The following is a 16,679-nucleotide window of genomic DNA, read 5'->3' as shown; positions in this document are numbered from 1 at the left end:
GGTCGTGATTGCCGAAAGGTAAATCACGGCGGCGGTCAGCTGAAACAAGCCTCGGAATCCTCAATCGGCGCTGTCGTCGGCGCCGACATAAGCGATTCGCAGCATGTTGGTCGCGCCCGGCGTGCCGAGCGGCACACCGGCGACGACGATGACGCGCTGGCCGGGCTTGGCGAAGCCTTCCTTGAAGGCGATGCGGCAGGCGCGGTCGACCATGTCGTCCTGGTCATGTGCGTCTTCGGTGACGACGCAATGCACGCCCCACGCCACAGCGAGGCGGCGGCCGGTTTCCATCTTCGGCGACAACGCCACGATCGGCGGACGCGGACGCTCGCGCGCCACGCGCAGCGCCGTCGATCCCGACGAGGTCCAGCAGATCACGGCGGCCAGATCGAGCGTGTCGGCAATGTGCCGCGCCGCATCGGCAATGGCGTCGGCGCCGGTCGCTTCCGGTCTGGTGCGCTGCGCATTGATGATCTCGCGATAGGGCGGGTCGCTCTCCACCTGCGTTGCGATGCGGCTCATGGTCTCGACCGCCTCGAGCGGATATTGCCCGGCCGCCGATTCCGCCGACAGCATCACCGCATCCGCCCCTTCGAAGATGGCGGTGGCGACGTCGGAGACTTCGGCGCGCGTCGGCACCGGCGAAGAGATCATCGATTCCAGCATTTGCGTCGCAACCACGACCGGCTTGCCGGTGGCGCGGCAGAGCCGCGTCATCTGCTTCTGAACGCCCGGGACCTTCTCGAGCGGCATCTCGACGCCGAGATCGCCGCGCGCCACCATCAGGGCATCGGCGATTTCGATGATTTCGCTGAGGCGCGCGACGGCCTGTGGTTTTTCGACCTTGACCATCACCAGCGCGCGGCCGCGCGTCAGCTTCTTGGCTTCCGCCACGTCTTCGGGCCGCTGCACGAAGGACAGCGCGAGCCAGTCGATGCCGGCTTCAAGCGCCGCTTCGAGATCAGAGAGATCCTTGGCGGTGAGCGCCGACACCGGAATCGTCGTATCCGGCACGCTGACGCCCTTGCGGTCTGACAGCTTGCCGGCGACCTCGACGCGCGAGGTGATCCGGTCCGGCTCGGTCTTGGTCACGGTAAGTCGCACCTTGCCGTCGTCGATCAGCAGCGTATGGCCGGGCTGCACCGCGGCGATGATTTCCGGATGCGGCAAATAGATGCGGTCGGCGCCGCCAATGGCCGGATTGGAATCCAGCACCACGGTGTCGCCCTGCTTCACCATGATCGCGCCGCCGGCAATGGTGCCGAGGCGCAGCTTCGGGCCTTGCAGGTCGGCGAGAATGCCGATCGGACGGCCGTTGTCCTCCTCGACCTGACGGATCATCGCCACCAGTTCGCGCAGACGCTCCTGGCTGGTATGGCTCATGTTGATTCGGAAGACGTCGGCGCCGGCCTTGAACAACGCGTCGATCATGTCCCGGCTGGACGAAGCCGGCCCGAGCGTGGCCACGATCTTGGCACGGCGGTGGCGTCTCATCGGCGCAGTCCTTCCTTGTTGAGATCAGGCGACGCCGGCGGTGCGCCTCCAGGCGGTGGCCCGCCGCCCAACGGCGTGCGCGGTGGCGGTCCGCTGCGCGGCGAGAGCGGCCGGTCGACCGGCTGCTCGGCGGTGTCGGTCAACTGCACCGTCCACGAGCGTTGCTCCTGTGTGTCGACTTCGAAATAACCGGTGCGATCATAGCCGCGCGCCAGGCAGTTCTCGGTGCCGCGAATGGTGAATTCCTTTTCGCGCGAGCACATGAAGGCATGGCCCGACCACTCGCCGCCGCGATCGTAATCGATCGCATAGATGTAGTAGTAGCGCGCGACCAATGTGCCGCGCAAAAGCGTGTCGCAGCTGCGCGCGGAGATGTTCCACCAGCCTTCGGTGATCCAGCCTTCGGCATCCTTGTAACCGATGGCGACGCCGACGCGGCCGCCGGTGTTGTTGCAGAGCCGGAAGTCGGCGCGCGCCGGCTCAGCGGTGGCGAAGGCGCAGACGATCAACGCCGGCACGAGGACGGCGGCGAGGCGGAGGACGCGGCATCTGGCGAGTGAAAAAAGCAAAGGGGTCACGGTGCCGGCGTGGTCTGACGATTCAACGTTGTAAAGCAGACCATCATGGCGTGTCGACGACGATCATGGCGTGTCGACGACGATCGCACGAAAGTCGTTGACGTTGGTGAAGGTAGGGCCCGGTTCAAGCAGGTCACCGAGGCGGGCGAAGAATTCCGTCGAATTATTATCGGCCAGAAACGCGGCCGGATCGAGGCCAAGGGCCCTGGCGCGGGCGGCCGTATCGCCGTCGACCAGCGCACCGGCGGGGTCGGTGGCGGAGCCGCCGCCGCCATCGGTGCCGTCGGTGTCGCCGGCGATGCCAGCCACGCCAGCCAAGCCGGCCAGAGGCGCCACCAGCGCCAGCGCGTATTCCTGGTTCGGGCCGCCTCGGCCCTTGCCGCGCATGGTCACGGTGAGTTCGCCGCCGGACACGATCACGGCGCGCTTGCCCTTGATGCGCAGATCGCGCGCCATCGCCGCATGGCGGGCCGCAACCTCGCGCGCCTCGCCCTCGACATCCGCGCCGAGCGAGATGCATTCGTAGCCCGCGGCGGTGATCGCCTTCTCGGCGGCCTTAAGCGCATCGAGCGGACGCGCGGCGAGCACGAAAGATGAATGCGCGAGCTTCGGATCGCCGGGCTTGGGCGATTCGTTGGCAGGATCGTTCAGCGCTTGCGTGATCGACGCCGGCAGATCGAGTTTGTATTTGACGACGATGGCGCGCGCGTCGGCGAGCGTTGTCGGATCGGGCACCGTCGGGCCGGAGCCGATTGCGGAAGGATCGTCGCCGGGCACGTCGGAAATTGCGACAGTGATCACTCTTGCCGGGAAGGCATGCGCGGCAAGGCGTCCGCCTTTGATGCGCGAGAGATGTTTGCGCACGGTGTTGATTTCGCCGATATGCGCGCCGCTGCGCAGCAGCGCCCGCGTCACCGTCTGCTTGTCGGCGAACGAAATGCCGCCAGACGGCGCGATCCAGTTGGCGGAGGCGCCACCCGACATCAGCACCAGCACGATATCGTCGGCGCCGGCGCTGCCCGCGAGTTCGAGCGCGCGGGCTGCGCCTTTCAAACCCGCTTCGTCCGGCACCGGGTGTCCCGCCTCGATCATCGTCACCACACGGGTGGGCCGGCCATAGCCATGCCGCGCTACGGCAATGCCGGCGAGCCGGTCGGTGGGCAGCTTGAGCGTGTCGAGATAATGCCGTTCGGCGGTTTCGATCATCGAGCCGGCGGCCTTGCCGGCGGCGAGCAGGATGACACGGCCTTTCGGCGGCGTGGGCAAAAGCCCGGGCAGGAACGACGCCGGGTGGGCGACCTCCACTGCTGTGCGAAACAATCCTGTGAGAAATGGTCGCAGTCCGTCGCTCATCAATCTTTTCCTACCTGTCCGGCGGCGATTACTGTCTATAATTTATCCAGTTCTAACAAGGCAGTACGGATGCCTTCTTCGACTCTGGCCGCCAAGCGTGGCGCGTCAGGTTCGTTGACGCTCCGGCTGCAACGAACGCGGAAAAACCGCGCCCGGCAACAGACATTCCTCGAGGGAGGGAACTGATGGCGTCTATTTCGTTCACGATCAACGAAAAACCTGCGCGCGTCGACGCAGAGCCGGACACGGCTCTGCTCTGGGTCGTGCGCGAACAACTGAAATTGACCGGCACCAAATTCGGCTGCGGCTCGGGCCTGTGCGGCGCCTGCACGGTCCATGTCGACGGCAAGCCGGTGCGCTCCTGCCAGACCTCCGTGTCGCAGGTGCAGGGTCGCAAGGTGACGACCATCGAAGGTCTGTCGCCGGACGGTCAGCATCCGCTGCAGAAGGCCTGGGTTACCGAGCAGGTGCCGCAATGCGGCTACTGCCAGTCGGGCCAGATCATGCAGGCCGCGGCGCTGCTCGCGACAAATAAACAGCCGACGCGCGATCAGATCGTCGAGCACATGGACGGCAACATCTGCCGTTGCGGCACTTATCCGCGCATCGTGCGCGCCATCGAACGCGCTGCGGGAGGCCGGTCATGAACATGATCGATAAAGCCATGCGCACCGAAAGCGGCCTGACGCGCCGCCAGATGCTCGCCGGCTCCGCCGGTCTGACCTTCGCTTTTGCCTTTGCGCCGGCCATGGACGCACTGGCGCAAGGCGTCACCGGCAAGCTCAACGCCTATGTCACCATTGCCGGCGACGGCGCGATCACGATCCTGATGCCGGCGCCGGAAATGGGGCAAGGCGTCAACACCGCGCTGCCGCTGATCATCGCCGAAGAACTCGATGCCGACTGGAGCAAGGTGAAGATCGAACAGGCGCCGGTCAATCCGGCCTATAATCATCCGGTGTTCCGCGCCCAGTACCAGGTCGCGAGCCTGACCACCCGTGGCTACTGGATGCCGTTGCGCACTGCGGGCGCGCAGGCCCGCCGCGTTCTGCTCGATGCGGTGGCGGCGAAGTGGAATGTGCCGGTCACCGAGCTGACCACCGAGCCGAGCATTGTTGTGCACGCCGCCTCGAATCGGAAGATGAGCTACGGCGAAGCCGCCTCGATTACGCAGGTCTCGGACAAGTTGCCGGAGATCAAGCCGGAGCAACTCAAGCCGCCGGCGCAGTTCCGGCTGCTCGGCAAGGATACGCCGCGTTTCGACATCGCTGACAAATCGAGCGGACGCCTCACTTATGCCAGCGATGTTCAGGTGCCGGGCATGTTGTACGGCACCATCGTGCGGGCGCCGGCGCGTGGCTCGGGCCCGGTCTCGTTCAACCGGGACGAGATCAAGAAGCAGCCCGGCGTTGTCGATGCGGTGGCCTTCGATCATGCCATCGGCATCGTCGCACAATCGGTGCCGCAGCTCTTCGCCGCGCGTCACAAGGTGCAGGCGACGTGGAAGGACGCCAAGGGATCGAAGATCGATTCCGGCCGCGATCTGAAGGAATATCTCGCCGCGGTGCGCGACACCTCGAAGAAGGGTGTGGTCGTGCGCAAGACCGGCGAGGCCGAACCGGCGCTGGCGTCGGCCGCCAAGGTGATCTCGGCCGAGTTCACCTCGCCTTATGTCTATCACGCGCAGATGGAGCCCTTGAGCTGCACCGCGTCGGTGACGGCCGATGGTGTCGAGGTCTGGGCCGGTACGCAATGGCCGACCAAATCCGTCGAGGAAGCGGCCAAGGCGGCGGGCGTTACGCCGGACAAGGTCAAATTCCACACGCTGCAGATGGGCGGCGGCTACGGCCGGCGCGCTTTCGTGGAATACGTCACCGACGCCGTCCTGCTGTCGAAGGCTGTCGGCAAGCCGGTGAAGATGGTGCAGAGCCGCGAGGACGACATTCGTGTCGGCCGCTTCCGGCCGATGACGGCGCAAAAGGTCGATGTCGGTCTCGATGCGGAGGGCAAGGTCGTGGCGTGGCGTCATCGCCTCGCCGCCGAACCGGTCGCGCCTTACGTCTATAACCAGGCGCGGCTCGAGGCCGACAAGGGCGTCGATCTCATCGTCATCTACGGCGCCGACATGCCGTTCTACGACGTGCCGGCGCATGTCACCGAGCACATCTACGAGGATCGCGGCGCGCGCGTCGCCGCCTATCGCGGCATCGGCGCGGGCTACACCAACTTTGCCAATGAGGCGATGATCGACGAGATCGCGCGCGCCACCGGCAAGGACCCGTTCGAGTTCCGGATGGCCTTGCTCAAGGACCCGCGCGCCAAGGCCATCGTCTCGCGCGTCGCCGAGATGTCGGAGTGGAAGCGCAAGCGGACGGACGGCCGTGCGCTCGGTATGGCCTTCTCCAAGCTCGGCCTGCCGCCGGTCGGGTTCTCGATGATCGCCACGGTCGCCGAGATTTCCGCCGACCGCGCCAGCGGCAAGATCAAGGTCCACAACATGTGGAGCGTCGCCGATGTCGGCCTGCCGTTGCAGCCGAACAACGTCGTCGCCCAGATCGAGGGCGCCCTGGTTTACGGCCTCAGCGGCGCGCTGAAGGAGGCGATCTCGATCAAGGACGGCGCGGTGGAGCAGTCGAATTTCCACGATTACGAGGTCCTGCGCCAGTCGGACGTGCCTCGATTCATGACCGAGGTTCAGCGTTCCGGCGACATCCCGCTCCCGGTCGGCGAACTCGCCATCGGCGGTGCGGCGCCGGCGGTCGCCAACGCTTTCCTGGCGCTGACCGGCAAGCCGCTGCGCGAGATGCCGTTCTCGCCGGATCGGGTGAAAGCGGCGCTCAAGACCTGACCTTCGGTCATGAATCCGGCCCGCCGCGTTCCAGACCGGAATGCGGCGGGTTTTTTGATGGAAACGGCGCTCCGGCGACCCTATCTTCGAGGAAACCGAGGAAAGGCTTTTCCATGAGCGCCGAATTCGACGACAAGACCCGCATTGAGCTCGAAGCGGCCGTCTATCGCCGCCTGGTCGAGCATCTGCGCAAGCGGACCGACGTGCAGAACATCGACCTGATGAATCTGGCCGGCTTCTGCCGCAATTGCCTGTCGAACTGGATGAAGGACGCCGCCGACGCCAAGGGCGTGCCGCTCTCCAAGGACGAGGCCCGCCAGATCGTCTATGGCGAGCCCTACGAGCAATGGCGCGCCAAGCACCAGAAAGAGGCGTCGTCCGAGCAGAAGGCGGCATTCGAAAAGTCCAGACCGGGCCACTGAAAAAAGCCATTCGTGACAACCAAAAGAATGGCGCTTGTGAACAACGTGGATGACCCCACCCCCGCCTTGACCTTGAGCGCTTGAATTCCGAAAGCTTTCCGGTGAGACGTTGTCCGGTTCCCGCGGCTTGCGCGGGTTCTGCCGCGCGCGCGTTCAGTGCGTATTGAAGGAGTTCAAGGTATGTCGATGCCCGCAGCGGCCGATAAAGAAGAAACCTCGCACCGCTTCGCCAAGGATCAGCTCAAGGCGATCATCGAGCGCATCGAGCGGCTGGAAGAGGAAAAGAAGGCGACCTCCGACGACATCAAGGACGTCTACGCCGAGGCCAAGTCGAACGGTTTCGATGCCAAGGCGCTGCGCACCATCGTGCGCCTGCGCAAGCAGGATGCCAACGAGCGCCGCGAGCAGGAAGAGATCCTCGAGACCTACATGCACGCCCTGGGGATGTTGCAGTAAGGTTCTCTTGTCCCGGGCGCAGCGCGGCATGCAATGACGCGCTGCTGAACCGGGATCTTCCCAAATTCCGAATGTGAGACGGTCCCGGCTCTGCGAAGCAGCGTTTTACGCTGCATCGCGTCCGGGACAAGTCGTCATTACCGCAGCGATGCGGTGGTCTGCGGCACGAAGGTCGCCGTGGCGAGGAAGGTTACCGCGCTGCCGGTGAAGCGGCCGGCGACGAGGCCGAGGCCCGGGTCGGCCGAGAAGCTCATCATCACCGCCTGCGCCGGCTTGTGGAACAGATGGCCGAACTGGCTCATGTCGCGGGCGCCCATATGCGTCGCAGTCATGAAGCTCGCGAGGTCCGGCGTCAGGATGGCCGCGCGCAGCCACGGGCTGTCGGTGCGGCCGCCACCGCCGGCGATCGCAGGGGCGACCACCTGTGCGGCGCTGGTGCCGGCGGGCGCAGCGGCGATCATGGCCGCCGGCGGCGCCACGGGAATATTGGCGCCCATCGGCGGCGCCTTGGCCGGGCGCGGCGGCGGCAACTGCGTGGCGACGCGCGCCGGCTCGGCGGCATAAGCGAGCACATTGGTCGAGGCCGTCGTCATGGTGTCGGCGAAGGTGAAAGGCGATTGCGCGACCTTCGGCGCGAGATCGCCGCTCTCGACGGCGTTGGCCCACAGCGCGCCGCCGGGCGGTGCGATGACATTCGCCGCGGCCGGCGCCGGGTCGGCGGCGGCAACAGCGATGGGCCTCGGCCGCGATGATGGCAACGGCACGATTGTCGCGGTGGCGACCGGCTTCGGCTTTACGTCGGGCTTGGCACTGGCGCTCGCCAGCGTGACCTTGGCTGGCGTCGGCTCGGCCGCCTGGGCCTCGTCCGACAACTCATCCGCGGTGGCGGACCGGGTGAACAGCGCCGCCAGCAAACTACGCGGCTTCTTCGCCGTGTCGCTCCGCGCTTCGGTAATGCCGGCTTCGCGCGCCTGCGCCATCAACACGTTCGAAGGCGCATTGCCGCGACTCTGTACGTCGGCCAGCGCCAAGGCATAGCCGGCCAGCGGCTGGCCGTCGGAAGGAATGTGGACGGTGCGCTCGTCGGGGAAAACCTTGACGAGCTGCTCGCGCGTCATGCGCGGCCAGTGGCGGATCGAGCCGGTGTCGAGATGCACGAAAGGCGAGCCGGAGGTGGGATAGAAACCGACGCCGCCGCGTTGCAGCCGCAGGCCGACTTCGCGGATTCTGGCGAGCGGCACGCCCGGAATTTCAAAATCGATGGCGTGGCCGGTGGTGTGGTTTGAGTTCTCGGCAACGCCGCTCGAGCGCGTGCGCAACATGGCGTTAGTGCCGGGCGAGCGATAGGCGGAGATGATCTCGATTGGCTCCTTGCCGCCGACCTCGCGATAGACTTCCCACAAGATGTCGAACAGCTTGGGGTCCATCGTTGTGGGTTCGTCGCGGCGCCAGTCGCGCAGGAACCAGTTGAGCTTCGTCAGCGCGGCATCGTCATAGCGGCCGTTGCGCTTGAACGTGACGGTGATGGTCTCGCGGGTGTGGAGATGCAGGAAGGAGAGGGTGCGGCTGTCGCCCTCGGCTGCGGCGGGCAGCAGCGCGTTGCCGGCGCCCAGCAGCACGATGCCGGCGAGCGCGGCCGACAGGCCGAGCCGGGTGCCCAGGCGCCGATTGAAAAGGGATTTATGGCGAGACACGCCGCGTACCGACACTGACACAATCCACGAACTTCGTCCGACAGCCATCGGTACGCCCGGTTCAAGCGGCCGCGCTGACGGCCGTCAGTGTTGGCGGGATTTCGTTAACCATCCCTTATGCGGGCGATGATCCCCCGTGCGGCACTTTGGTTAAGGGGCAAAATTGTCGAAATAAGGTCGGTATCGGAGGGAACTTCAGGCAGAATCATACCCTCCTCCTGGCGGGGGAGGGTCGACAGTATGTGCGTCAGCGCAGCCGTGAGCGCTTATCTGAAAATCTTCTCGAAGAACGAGAACGGATTGCCCGCTTCGCGCCGCTCGACGCGGCCGAGGATTTCCTGGTTGCTCTTCATCGTTGCCAGATCGCGCGACTTGTCCTGCGGCGGCGCGACGTCGGCGACACGGCGTTCGTCGCTCGTCATGATGGCGTGGATGCGCTTGTCGAAGCCGTAGATGTCGTCGCGCATCTGCAGCTTGCCGTCATCGTCGACGAAAGCCGACTGATAGGTCAGATGCACCATCGGCCGGTTGACCATCTTGAAGGTCTTTTCCTCATGGCCGACGAGACGTTCGATCTGCGGCTGCGTCGGCGTCGGACCGGGGATGGCCATCGCCAGCATCACCTCGCCGAACTTGGTCGGGTTCTCGACGCGCATACAGCCATGGCTGAAGGCGCGCTTGTCGGCTGCGAACAGCCGCTTCTCCGGCGTGTCGTGCAGATACACCTGGTACTTGTTCGGGAAGTTGAACTTGATGCGGCCGAGCGCATTGGCCATGCCCGGCGGCTGCACCACATTGATGTGGCCGTCGGCGCCACGCTTCACTTCGAGCCCCATGCGGTCGAAGATGTTCGGGTCGCTGGCGTATTGCGGCAGGAGTTCGTTCTGGATGATCGACTGCGGCACATACCAGGACGGGTTGACGACGACATTGTCCATCGCCGCGGTCAGGAGCGGGGTCGGCGTCTGCGGCTTGCCGGCGACAATCCTGGTGCGCCAGACGACGTTGTTGTCGCGCACGACCTTGAGCGTGTAGTCCGGCACATTGACCATCACGTAATTGGCGCTGAGGTTGCGCGGCAGCCAGCGCCAGCGCTCCATATTGGCCATGACGGTGTCGATCTGCTGCTGCTGGGTCGGGCCGTTGATGGCGGCGATCGTCTTGTTGTCGATCACGCCGGTCGGTTTGATATCGGCGCGCGCCTGCACGTTCTTGATCGCGTTGAACAGCGCCCTGTCATAGACGAGTTCGGCGGCCTTCGGATCTTCGCCAGCCACCTTCACGGTCTTCATGCGGCCGGTGCGTGGGTCGCGCACCTGCGTGGTGCGGGGACCCTGCACCGCGAGGCGCACATTGAGCCGCTCGCGCAATTGCGGCACGCGGCCATCCTTGTCGCCGGGTTTGATCGCCGGGCCGCCGGCGATACGCTCGCTCGCATCGGCGCGCGGTCCGGCGTTGCGCATGTCGGCAAGTTTGCGCTTGAGCGCCTTGTACGCCTGGTGCGGCGGCTCGAAGCCGTCAAAGGCAGTATTGGCGTCGCGGGCGTCGGCAAGCTTGCGCAGCGCATCGGCGTTGTCCATGTCGCGCTTGCCGTAATCGACTTCCGCGGTCACGCGCGTCGGCGCGATGCGGCCGAGCGAGAGATGGCGTGCATAATCGAGCGCCGCGAGCGTGAGCTTGAGATCGGCGGCGGCGAGCTGGTCGGCGCCGTTGGCGTGGGCGAAATCCGGCACCGGATAGTCGGCCGGTTCGAGCGCATCGCCTTGCGCATTCTTCATGCGCAGGACCGCCGATTTGGCGCCGCCAGTCAGGCGGCCGTCGCGGATCCAGACCGGCGCGTAATTGCGCGCGGCATAAAAGCTCTCGACTGCCTTGCGTTCGGAGTCGCCCTTGTCCGCTTTACTGCCGGCCATCGTAGCGCGCAGCCTGTCGGCAATCTGCGCATCGGAGACGCCGAAAATCTTGTCGAGCGCGGAGGCGATGACGCCGCTGTCGCGCGGCGCTTCGGCGCGGGCCGGCTCGGCCGACACGGGTTCTTGACGCGCCGGGTCCTGCCGCGGTGTCTCGACGCGCGCGGGCTCCTGACGCACGGGCTCGGGGTGCGTTAATTCCTGACGCGGCGTCTCCAGGCGCACCGGTTCGGGGCGCGGCGCTTCGCGGCGGACCTCGGGGGGCATCGGCACCGGCGCCGGCGGATCGACGCGGACCTGGTCCTGTGCCGGTTCGGGACGGCGCTGAATGACACGCACGCCGTTCAGCGACGGCGGCAGCGGCGCGACCTGACGGATGCCGTCGGGTGCGGCGAAAGACGGCGTCGCCGTCGTCACTGTCGCCGTCGTGAGGGCCAGCACAGTGCCGGCCAGCAAACGCTCGAACCTCGATTTACGCATCACGCTTCAACTCCACACCACACGGCGCCGTTACCACGATGCATCGAATGCAATGCGACTTGTTAACTGGCGCCGGCCGGTCTCTCCGGCAAGACAAGCATAGGACAAGTGTTATCGGCGCATTATGCGACCGAACGGCGCGCGGCATGAAATGAAATCGCCGTGCGGTCGCCGCTTACTTTGCATCAAAGTGAACGCGGCGCGCGGTCGTTAAAATTTTAATGATTAACCGGCGTCGACGGGGTTGTTGTCGGGCGCGATGCTCGTTTCGTCGTGCATTTGCAGCGTTTCGAGCTTGCGATACAGCGTCGAGCGTCCGATTTTGAGACGGCGCGCGACTTCCGACATCTGTCCGCGATAATGCTCGATGGCAAAGCGGATGACCTCGCGCTCGATATCTTCGAGCGGTTTCACGTCGTTTCGATCGTCGGTTAACGACAGGACTGGTTGTGTCTGCGACATGGCTGAAGGATTAAGCCGCAGCATGCGCTCCTGCAAGCTGATGCTGCCGTCAACGTAAACGGCGTCATGATCGAACGACGGAGCGGTGGCCGGCGCGATGCCGACGTTTACCATTGCATCGCCGTTCGTCGTCGCAAGCTGCGGAAATTCCGCGATGCCGATGGTGTCGCTATCCGCCATGACGACGGCGCGGTACACCGCGTTCTCGAGCTGGCGCACATTGCCCGGCCAGCGATGGGCGGCGAGCGCATGAAGCGTCGCGGCATCCAGGCCGCGGATGCGCTTGCCCTGCTCGGCGGCGATGCGGGTGACGAAATGGCGCGCCAGCGTCTCGATGTCTTCCGGCCGCTGCCGCAGCGGCGGAATGGTGATCGGGAAGACGTGCAGGCGATAAAACAGGTCTTCGCGGAAGCGCCCCGCCTTCACTTCGGCGATGAGGTCGCGGTTGGTGGCGGAGATGATGCGCACATTGACCTTCACGGTCTTGCGCGAGCCGACCGGCTCGACTTCGCTCTCCTGCAGCGCGCGCAGCAGCTTCACCTGCGCCGCCAGCGGCAGTTCGCCGACTTCGTCGAGGAAGAGGGTGCCGCCGTCGGCTTCGACGAATTTGCCGGTGTGCTTTTCGGTGGCGCCGGTGAAGGCGCCTTTCTCGTGACCGAACAGGATCGACTCGATCAGGTGCTCGGGCAGCGCGCCGCAGTTGACGGCGACGAAGGGTTTGGCGCGGCGCTCGCCTGAACCATGGATGGCGCGCGCCATCAGTTCCTTGCCGACGCCGCTTTCGCCTTCGAGCAGGACGGGGATGTCGGAGGCCGCGGTCTTCTCCGCCGCTTTCAGGACCGGCGTCATTGCCGGCGAACGGGTGATGACATCGGCGAGGCTCAAGGTGCCATCGCGGCTGCGTTTGACGCGCTGCAGTTCGCCGGCGAGCGCGCGGACTGCGAGCGCATTGCGCAGCGAGACTTCGAGGCGCTCGGGGCTGGCGGGTTTGACGACGAAATCGGTGGCGCCGGCGCGCATCGCCGAGACGACATTGTCGATGCCGCCATGGGCGGTCTGAACGATGACCGGAATATCGAGGCTGGCCTGGCGCATCCGCGCCATGACGCCGAGGCCGTCCAGGTCCGGCATCACGAGGTCGAGAATGACGCAATCGACCGCGACCGCATCGACGCCGGTGAGCACGCCCAAGGCCGCGTCGCCGCCGTCGGCGGTGATCGCCCGGTAGCCGAAACGCTGCACCATCGCTTCGAGCAGGCGACGCTGGACCGGATCGTCGTCGACGATCAACACGACTTGCGACATGGACACGCCCTTACAGCGCGGCGGCCCGCGCTCTAACGCGACTCAGGCTGTGCCGATTTGGCGCAGTATTGGGAGGCACGCTTAAGGGCTTCTTAATCGGATCGGGCCGGGGGCCGGGCTCTGCCGACAGGGTGAAAAAGACGGAAAAATGTCCCGGATTGCCATCGCGCCGCCACTGCCGAACGCTTAATTGTGGGCAAGCTTGGGTAAAGTGAGCGTCCGAACCGATTCCACCCCGATCTTTTTCCCTAACGAAACGTAACCGACACATGGCCAAATCCGCGACCCGCAAGAAGCCCGCTGCCCGCAACGCCGCGAAGACCAAGCCCGCCCGCAAGGCCGCCAAGGCGCGGCCGAAGGCGGCAGCGGCGGGTGCCGCCCGGGTGGGCGCGCTGCCGGACTGGAATCTGGACGATCTTTATCCCGGCATCGAGAGCACGGCGCTCAAGCAGGACCTGTCCTGGATGGACGGCGAATGCGTGGCCTTCGAGGAGCTCTACAAGGGCAAGCTCGGCGTCCTCGCGGCGCAGCCCGGCGCCAGCGAGGCCCTGTGCGAGGCGGTGAAGCGCTACGAGAAAATCGCCGACGTGCTGGGCCGCATCGGCTCCTATGCCGGCCTCCTGCATGCCGGCAACTCGACCGATCAGACCATCGCCAAATTCTACGGCGACATGAACGAGCGCATCACCACCGCCTATTCGCATCTGCTGTTCTTTGATCTCGAGCTCAACCGCATTGACGACAAGCTGATCGACGCCGCGATGTCGTCCGGGGCGCTCGGCCATTATCGGCCGTGGATCGAGGATGTGCGCAAGGAAAAGCCGTATCAGCTCGAGGACCGCATCGAGCAGCTGTTCCACGAAAAGTCGCTGACCGCCTATTCGGCGTGGAACAGATTGTTCGACGACACCATTGCGGCCTTGCGCTTCAAGGTGCGCGGCAAGGAATTGCCGATCGAGCCGACGCTCAACTTCATGCAGGACACCGACGGCGCCAAGCGCAAGGACGCCGCCGAGGCTTTGGCCAAAACGTTCAAGGCCAACCTGCGGCCGTTCACGCTGATCACCAACACGCTGGCCAAGGACAAGGAGATCTCCGATCGCTGGCGCGGCTTCAAGGACGTTGCCGACGCGCGGCATCTGTCGAACCGGGTCGAGCCGGAGGTGGTCGAGGCGCTGGTGTCGGCCGTGCGGGCCGCCTACCCGAAATTGTCGCACCGCTACTACGCGCTGAAAGCCAGCTGGTTCGGCAAGAAAAAGCTGGCGCACTGGGACCGCAACGCGCCGCTGCCCAAGGTCGAGCAGCGCAGCATTCCGTGGTCCGACGCGCGCAATACGGTGCTCACGGCCTACGGTGCCTTTTCGCCGACGATGGCGGAAGTGGCCGATCGTTTCTTCCAGAAGAACTGGATCGATGCCGGTGTGCGGCCGGGCAAGCAACCGGGCGCGTTCTCACATCCGACCGTGCCGTCGGCGCATCCTTATGTCTTGATCAATTACCAGGGCAAGCCGCGCGACGTGATGACGCTGGCGCATGAGCTGGGCCACGGCGTGCATCAGGTGCTCGCCGCGCCCAACGGCGCGCTGATGGCGCCGACGCCGCTGACGCTCGCTGAAACAGCCAGCGTGTTCGGCGAAATGCTCACGTTCAAGAGGCTGCTCGCCAACACCACCGACAAGAAGCAGCGCAAGGCCATGCTCGCCGCCAAGGTGGAGGACATGATCAACACGGTGGTGCGGCAGATCGCGTTCTACACCTTCGAGCGCAAGGTCCATCTCGAGCGCCGCAACGGCGAACTCACCGTCGACAAGCTCTGCGAACTGTGGATGTCGGTACAGTCCGAAAGCCTCGGGCCGGCGATCGATTTGAGGCCCGGCTACGAGACCTTCTGGGTCTACATTCCGCACTTCATCCATTCGCCGTTCTACGTCTATGCCTATGCCTTCGGCGACTGCCTGGTGAACTCGCTTTATGCGGTCTACGAAAAGTCGGAGGGCGGCTTTGCCGAGCGCTACCTCGCCATGCTCTCGGCCGGTGGCACCAAGCATCACTCCGAGTTGCTCGCGCCGTTTGGCCTCGACGCCCGTGACCCGAAGTTCTGGGACGGCGGGCTATCGGTGATCGCGAAGCTGATCGAGGAACTGGAGGGGCTGGGGTAGGCTATTTCCCGGCCCGTCGAGGCTCGGCCTGCGGCCGAGCGCCTCAGGGTGATGGTCCTTAGTTTGCGAAGGGCTGCTTTCGTCACTACCTCATATGTATGTCCACCGACCCTGAGAAAAACCGCTTCGCCGCCCGCGCCGCCCGCTATGCCAGGGTCGGCACCAAAGTCGGCGGTGTCGCCGCGCGCATGGCGAGCCAGCGTTATCTCGGCGCGCAAGGTGACCGCGCCGGCAATGCCGAGGCGCTGGCCGCCGCGCTGGGCGGCCTGAAAGGTCCGCTGATGAAGGTGGCGCAACTGCTCGCCACCATTCCCGACGCGGTGCCGCCGGAATACGCCAGCGAACTGATGAAGCTGCAAAGCCAGGCGCCGCCGATGGGCTGGGCTTTCGTCAAGCGCCGCATGGCTGCGGAGCTGGGCGCCGACTGGCAGGCAAAGTTCAAATCCTTCGAGCATCAGCCGGCGGCCGCCGCCTCGCTTGGCCAGGTGCATCGCGCCGAGGCGCTCGACGGCACGCATCTCGCCTGCAAACTCCAGTATCCGGATATGCAGTCGGCGGTCGAAGCCGATCTGCATCAGCTCAATCTTCTGTTCTCGCTGCGCAAGCGCTTCGAACCGGCCATCGACACCGACCAGATCGCGGTCGAGATCGGCGCCCGGCTGCGCGAGGAACTGGATTACGTGCGCGAGGCCAGACACGCGTCGCTCTATCGCCACATGCTCAAGGACGAGCCGCTGATCCGCGTGCCGAATGTGTGGCCGGATTTGTCGAGCGGACGGCTGCTGACGATGGACTGGATGGACGGCAGTAAAATGCTGTCGCACAAGGACGACAGTCTCGAGGTCCGCAACCGTCTCGCCACCGCGATGTTCACCGCCTGGTGGTTTCCGTTCAGCCGCTTCGGCGTCATCCACGGCGATCCGCATCTCGGCAACTATTCGGTCTTCACCGAAGGCGGTGCGCCGGCCGGCATCAATCTCCTGGACTACGGGTGCATCCGGATTTTCCCGCCCAGCTTCGTCGCCGGTGTGGTCGATCTTTATCGCGGTCTGCTCGAGGGCGACGAGGCGAGGGTGGTGCATGCCTACGAGATCTGGGGCTTCCGCCGCCTGACCCGGGAATTGATCGACACCCTCAATATCTGGGCGCGCTTCATCTACGGCCCGCTGCTCGACGACCGTGTCCGCACCATTGCCGACGGGGTGAAGCCTGCCGATTACGGTCGCAAACAGGCTTTCCAGGTCCACCAGGCGTTGAAGAAACTCGGCCCGGTACAGGTGCCGCGCGAATTCGTCTTCATGGACCGCGCTGCCATCGGCCTCGGGGCCGTCTTCCTGCATCTGGCGGCGGAATTGAATTTCTATCGGCTGTTCAATGAGGCCATCGAGCGCTTCTCGGTCGAGGAGGTGACGGCGCGGCAGGACGCCGCGCTGGCCGAGGCGGGGCTCACTGTGCCCTGACGGGGGAGGCCCGCCCGTAGCCTCCCAGACGTTGCCCTGCCGCCGCGATTGCGCTAAC

Annotated in this window: 12 protein-coding genes; 6 read left to right on the top strand and 6 right to left on the bottom strand. The window is 65.3% G+C overall.

Annotation, left to right across the window (positions count from 1 at the left end; all coding sequences use genetic code 11):
- Positions 1-60: 60 nt before the first annotated feature.
- The 3 genes from pyk to DXH78_RS01530 all read right to left on the bottom strand — a co-directional run bounded on the left by pyk (position 61) and on the right by DXH78_RS01530 (position 3,425).
- On the bottom strand, positions 61-1,494 hold the full coding sequence (gene pyk, locus DXH78_RS01540) for a pyruvate kinase (RefSeq protein ID WP_115515411.1): 1,434 nt from the start codon (positions 1,492-1,494) through the stop codon (positions 61-63).
- Positions 1,491-2,072 (bottom strand): DUF1036 domain-containing protein, encoded by a 582-nt coding sequence (locus DXH78_RS01535; protein WP_430727464.1) that lies wholly within the window; start codon positions 2,070-2,072, stop codon positions 1,491-1,493. The genes pyk and DXH78_RS01535 overlap by 4 nt, the downstream gene beginning before the upstream one ends.
- A gap of 63 nt (positions 2,073-2,135) precedes the next feature.
- Entirely contained in the window at positions 2,136-3,425 is a 1,290-nt protein-coding gene (locus tag DXH78_RS01530) for a glycerate kinase type-2 family protein (protein WP_115515409.1), read from the bottom strand.
- A 185-nt stretch (positions 3,426-3,610) separates the two neighbouring features.
- Here DXH78_RS01530 and DXH78_RS01525 point away from each other — a divergent pair, with 185 nt between their 5' ends.
- The 4 genes from DXH78_RS01525 to DXH78_RS01510 all read left to right on the top strand — a co-directional run bounded on the left by DXH78_RS01525 (position 3,611) and on the right by DXH78_RS01510 (position 7,151).
- Positions 3,611-4,072, top strand: coding sequence for a (2Fe-2S)-binding protein (locus DXH78_RS01525; RefSeq protein ID WP_115515408.1), 462 nt, complete (start codon positions 3,611-3,613; stop codon positions 4,070-4,072).
- The gene (locus DXH78_RS01520; RefSeq protein WP_115515407.1) at positions 4,069-6,273 is read left to right on the top strand and encodes a xanthine dehydrogenase family protein molybdopterin-binding subunit; all 2,205 of its coding nucleotides are present in this window, start codon (positions 4,069-4,071) and stop codon (positions 6,271-6,273) included. Before DXH78_RS01525 ends, DXH78_RS01520 begins: the two co-directional genes overlap by 4 nt.
- A gap of 113 nt (positions 6,274-6,386) precedes the next feature.
- A complete protein-coding gene (locus tag DXH78_RS01515; protein WP_115515406.1) occupies positions 6,387-6,695 on the top strand; it encodes a DUF1244 domain-containing protein in 309 nt (102 codons plus the stop codon).
- A 180-nt stretch (positions 6,696-6,875) separates the two neighbouring features.
- Positions 6,876-7,151, top strand: a complete 276-nt coding sequence (locus DXH78_RS01510) for a DUF2312 domain-containing protein (RefSeq protein WP_115515405.1) — start codon at positions 6,876-6,878, stop codon at positions 7,149-7,151.
- Between the two features lie 137 nt (positions 7,152-7,288).
- On the opposite strand, the gene DXH78_RS01505 is transcribed toward DXH78_RS01510, so the two are convergent.
- From DXH78_RS01505 to DXH78_RS01495, 3 genes are all read right to left on the bottom strand, one after another.
- Complete coding sequence (locus DXH78_RS01505; protein ID WP_115515404.1) at positions 7,289-8,893, bottom strand: peptidoglycan L,D-endopeptidase MepK; 1,605 nt, start codon at positions 8,891-8,893, stop codon at positions 7,289-7,291.
- 218 nt (positions 8,894-9,111) lie between these two features.
- On the bottom strand, positions 9,112-11,235 hold the full coding sequence (locus DXH78_RS01500) for a L,D-transpeptidase family protein (RefSeq protein WP_115515403.1): 2,124 nt from the start codon (positions 11,233-11,235) through the stop codon (positions 9,112-9,114).
- A 225-nt stretch (positions 11,236-11,460) separates the two neighbouring features.
- A complete protein-coding gene (locus tag DXH78_RS01495) occupies positions 11,461-13,002 on the bottom strand; it encodes a sigma-54-dependent transcriptional regulator (protein ID WP_115515402.1) in 1,542 nt (513 codons plus the stop codon).
- A 269-nt stretch (positions 13,003-13,271) separates the two neighbouring features.
- Here DXH78_RS01495 and DXH78_RS01490 point away from each other — a divergent pair, with 269 nt between their 5' ends.
- Both DXH78_RS01490 and DXH78_RS01485 read left to right on the top strand, forming a co-directional pair.
- Complete coding sequence (locus DXH78_RS01490) at positions 13,272-15,161, top strand: M3 family oligoendopeptidase (protein WP_115515401.1); 1,890 nt, start codon at positions 13,272-13,274, stop codon at positions 15,159-15,161.
- A 98-nt stretch (positions 15,162-15,259) separates the two neighbouring features.
- On the top strand, positions 15,260-16,621 hold the full coding sequence (locus DXH78_RS01485; protein ID WP_115515400.1) for an ABC1 kinase family protein: 1,362 nt from the start codon (positions 15,260-15,262) through the stop codon (positions 16,619-16,621).
- Positions 16,622-16,679: the final 58 nt, after the last annotated feature.

Source organism: Undibacter mobilis, assembly GCF_003367195.1.
GTDB classification, from domain to species: domain Bacteria; phylum Pseudomonadota; class Alphaproteobacteria; order Rhizobiales; family Xanthobacteraceae; genus Pseudolabrys; species Pseudolabrys mobilis.
The sequence above is the reverse complement of the archived record's forward strand: the minus strand, read 5'-3'. Positions and strand labels throughout refer to the sequence as shown.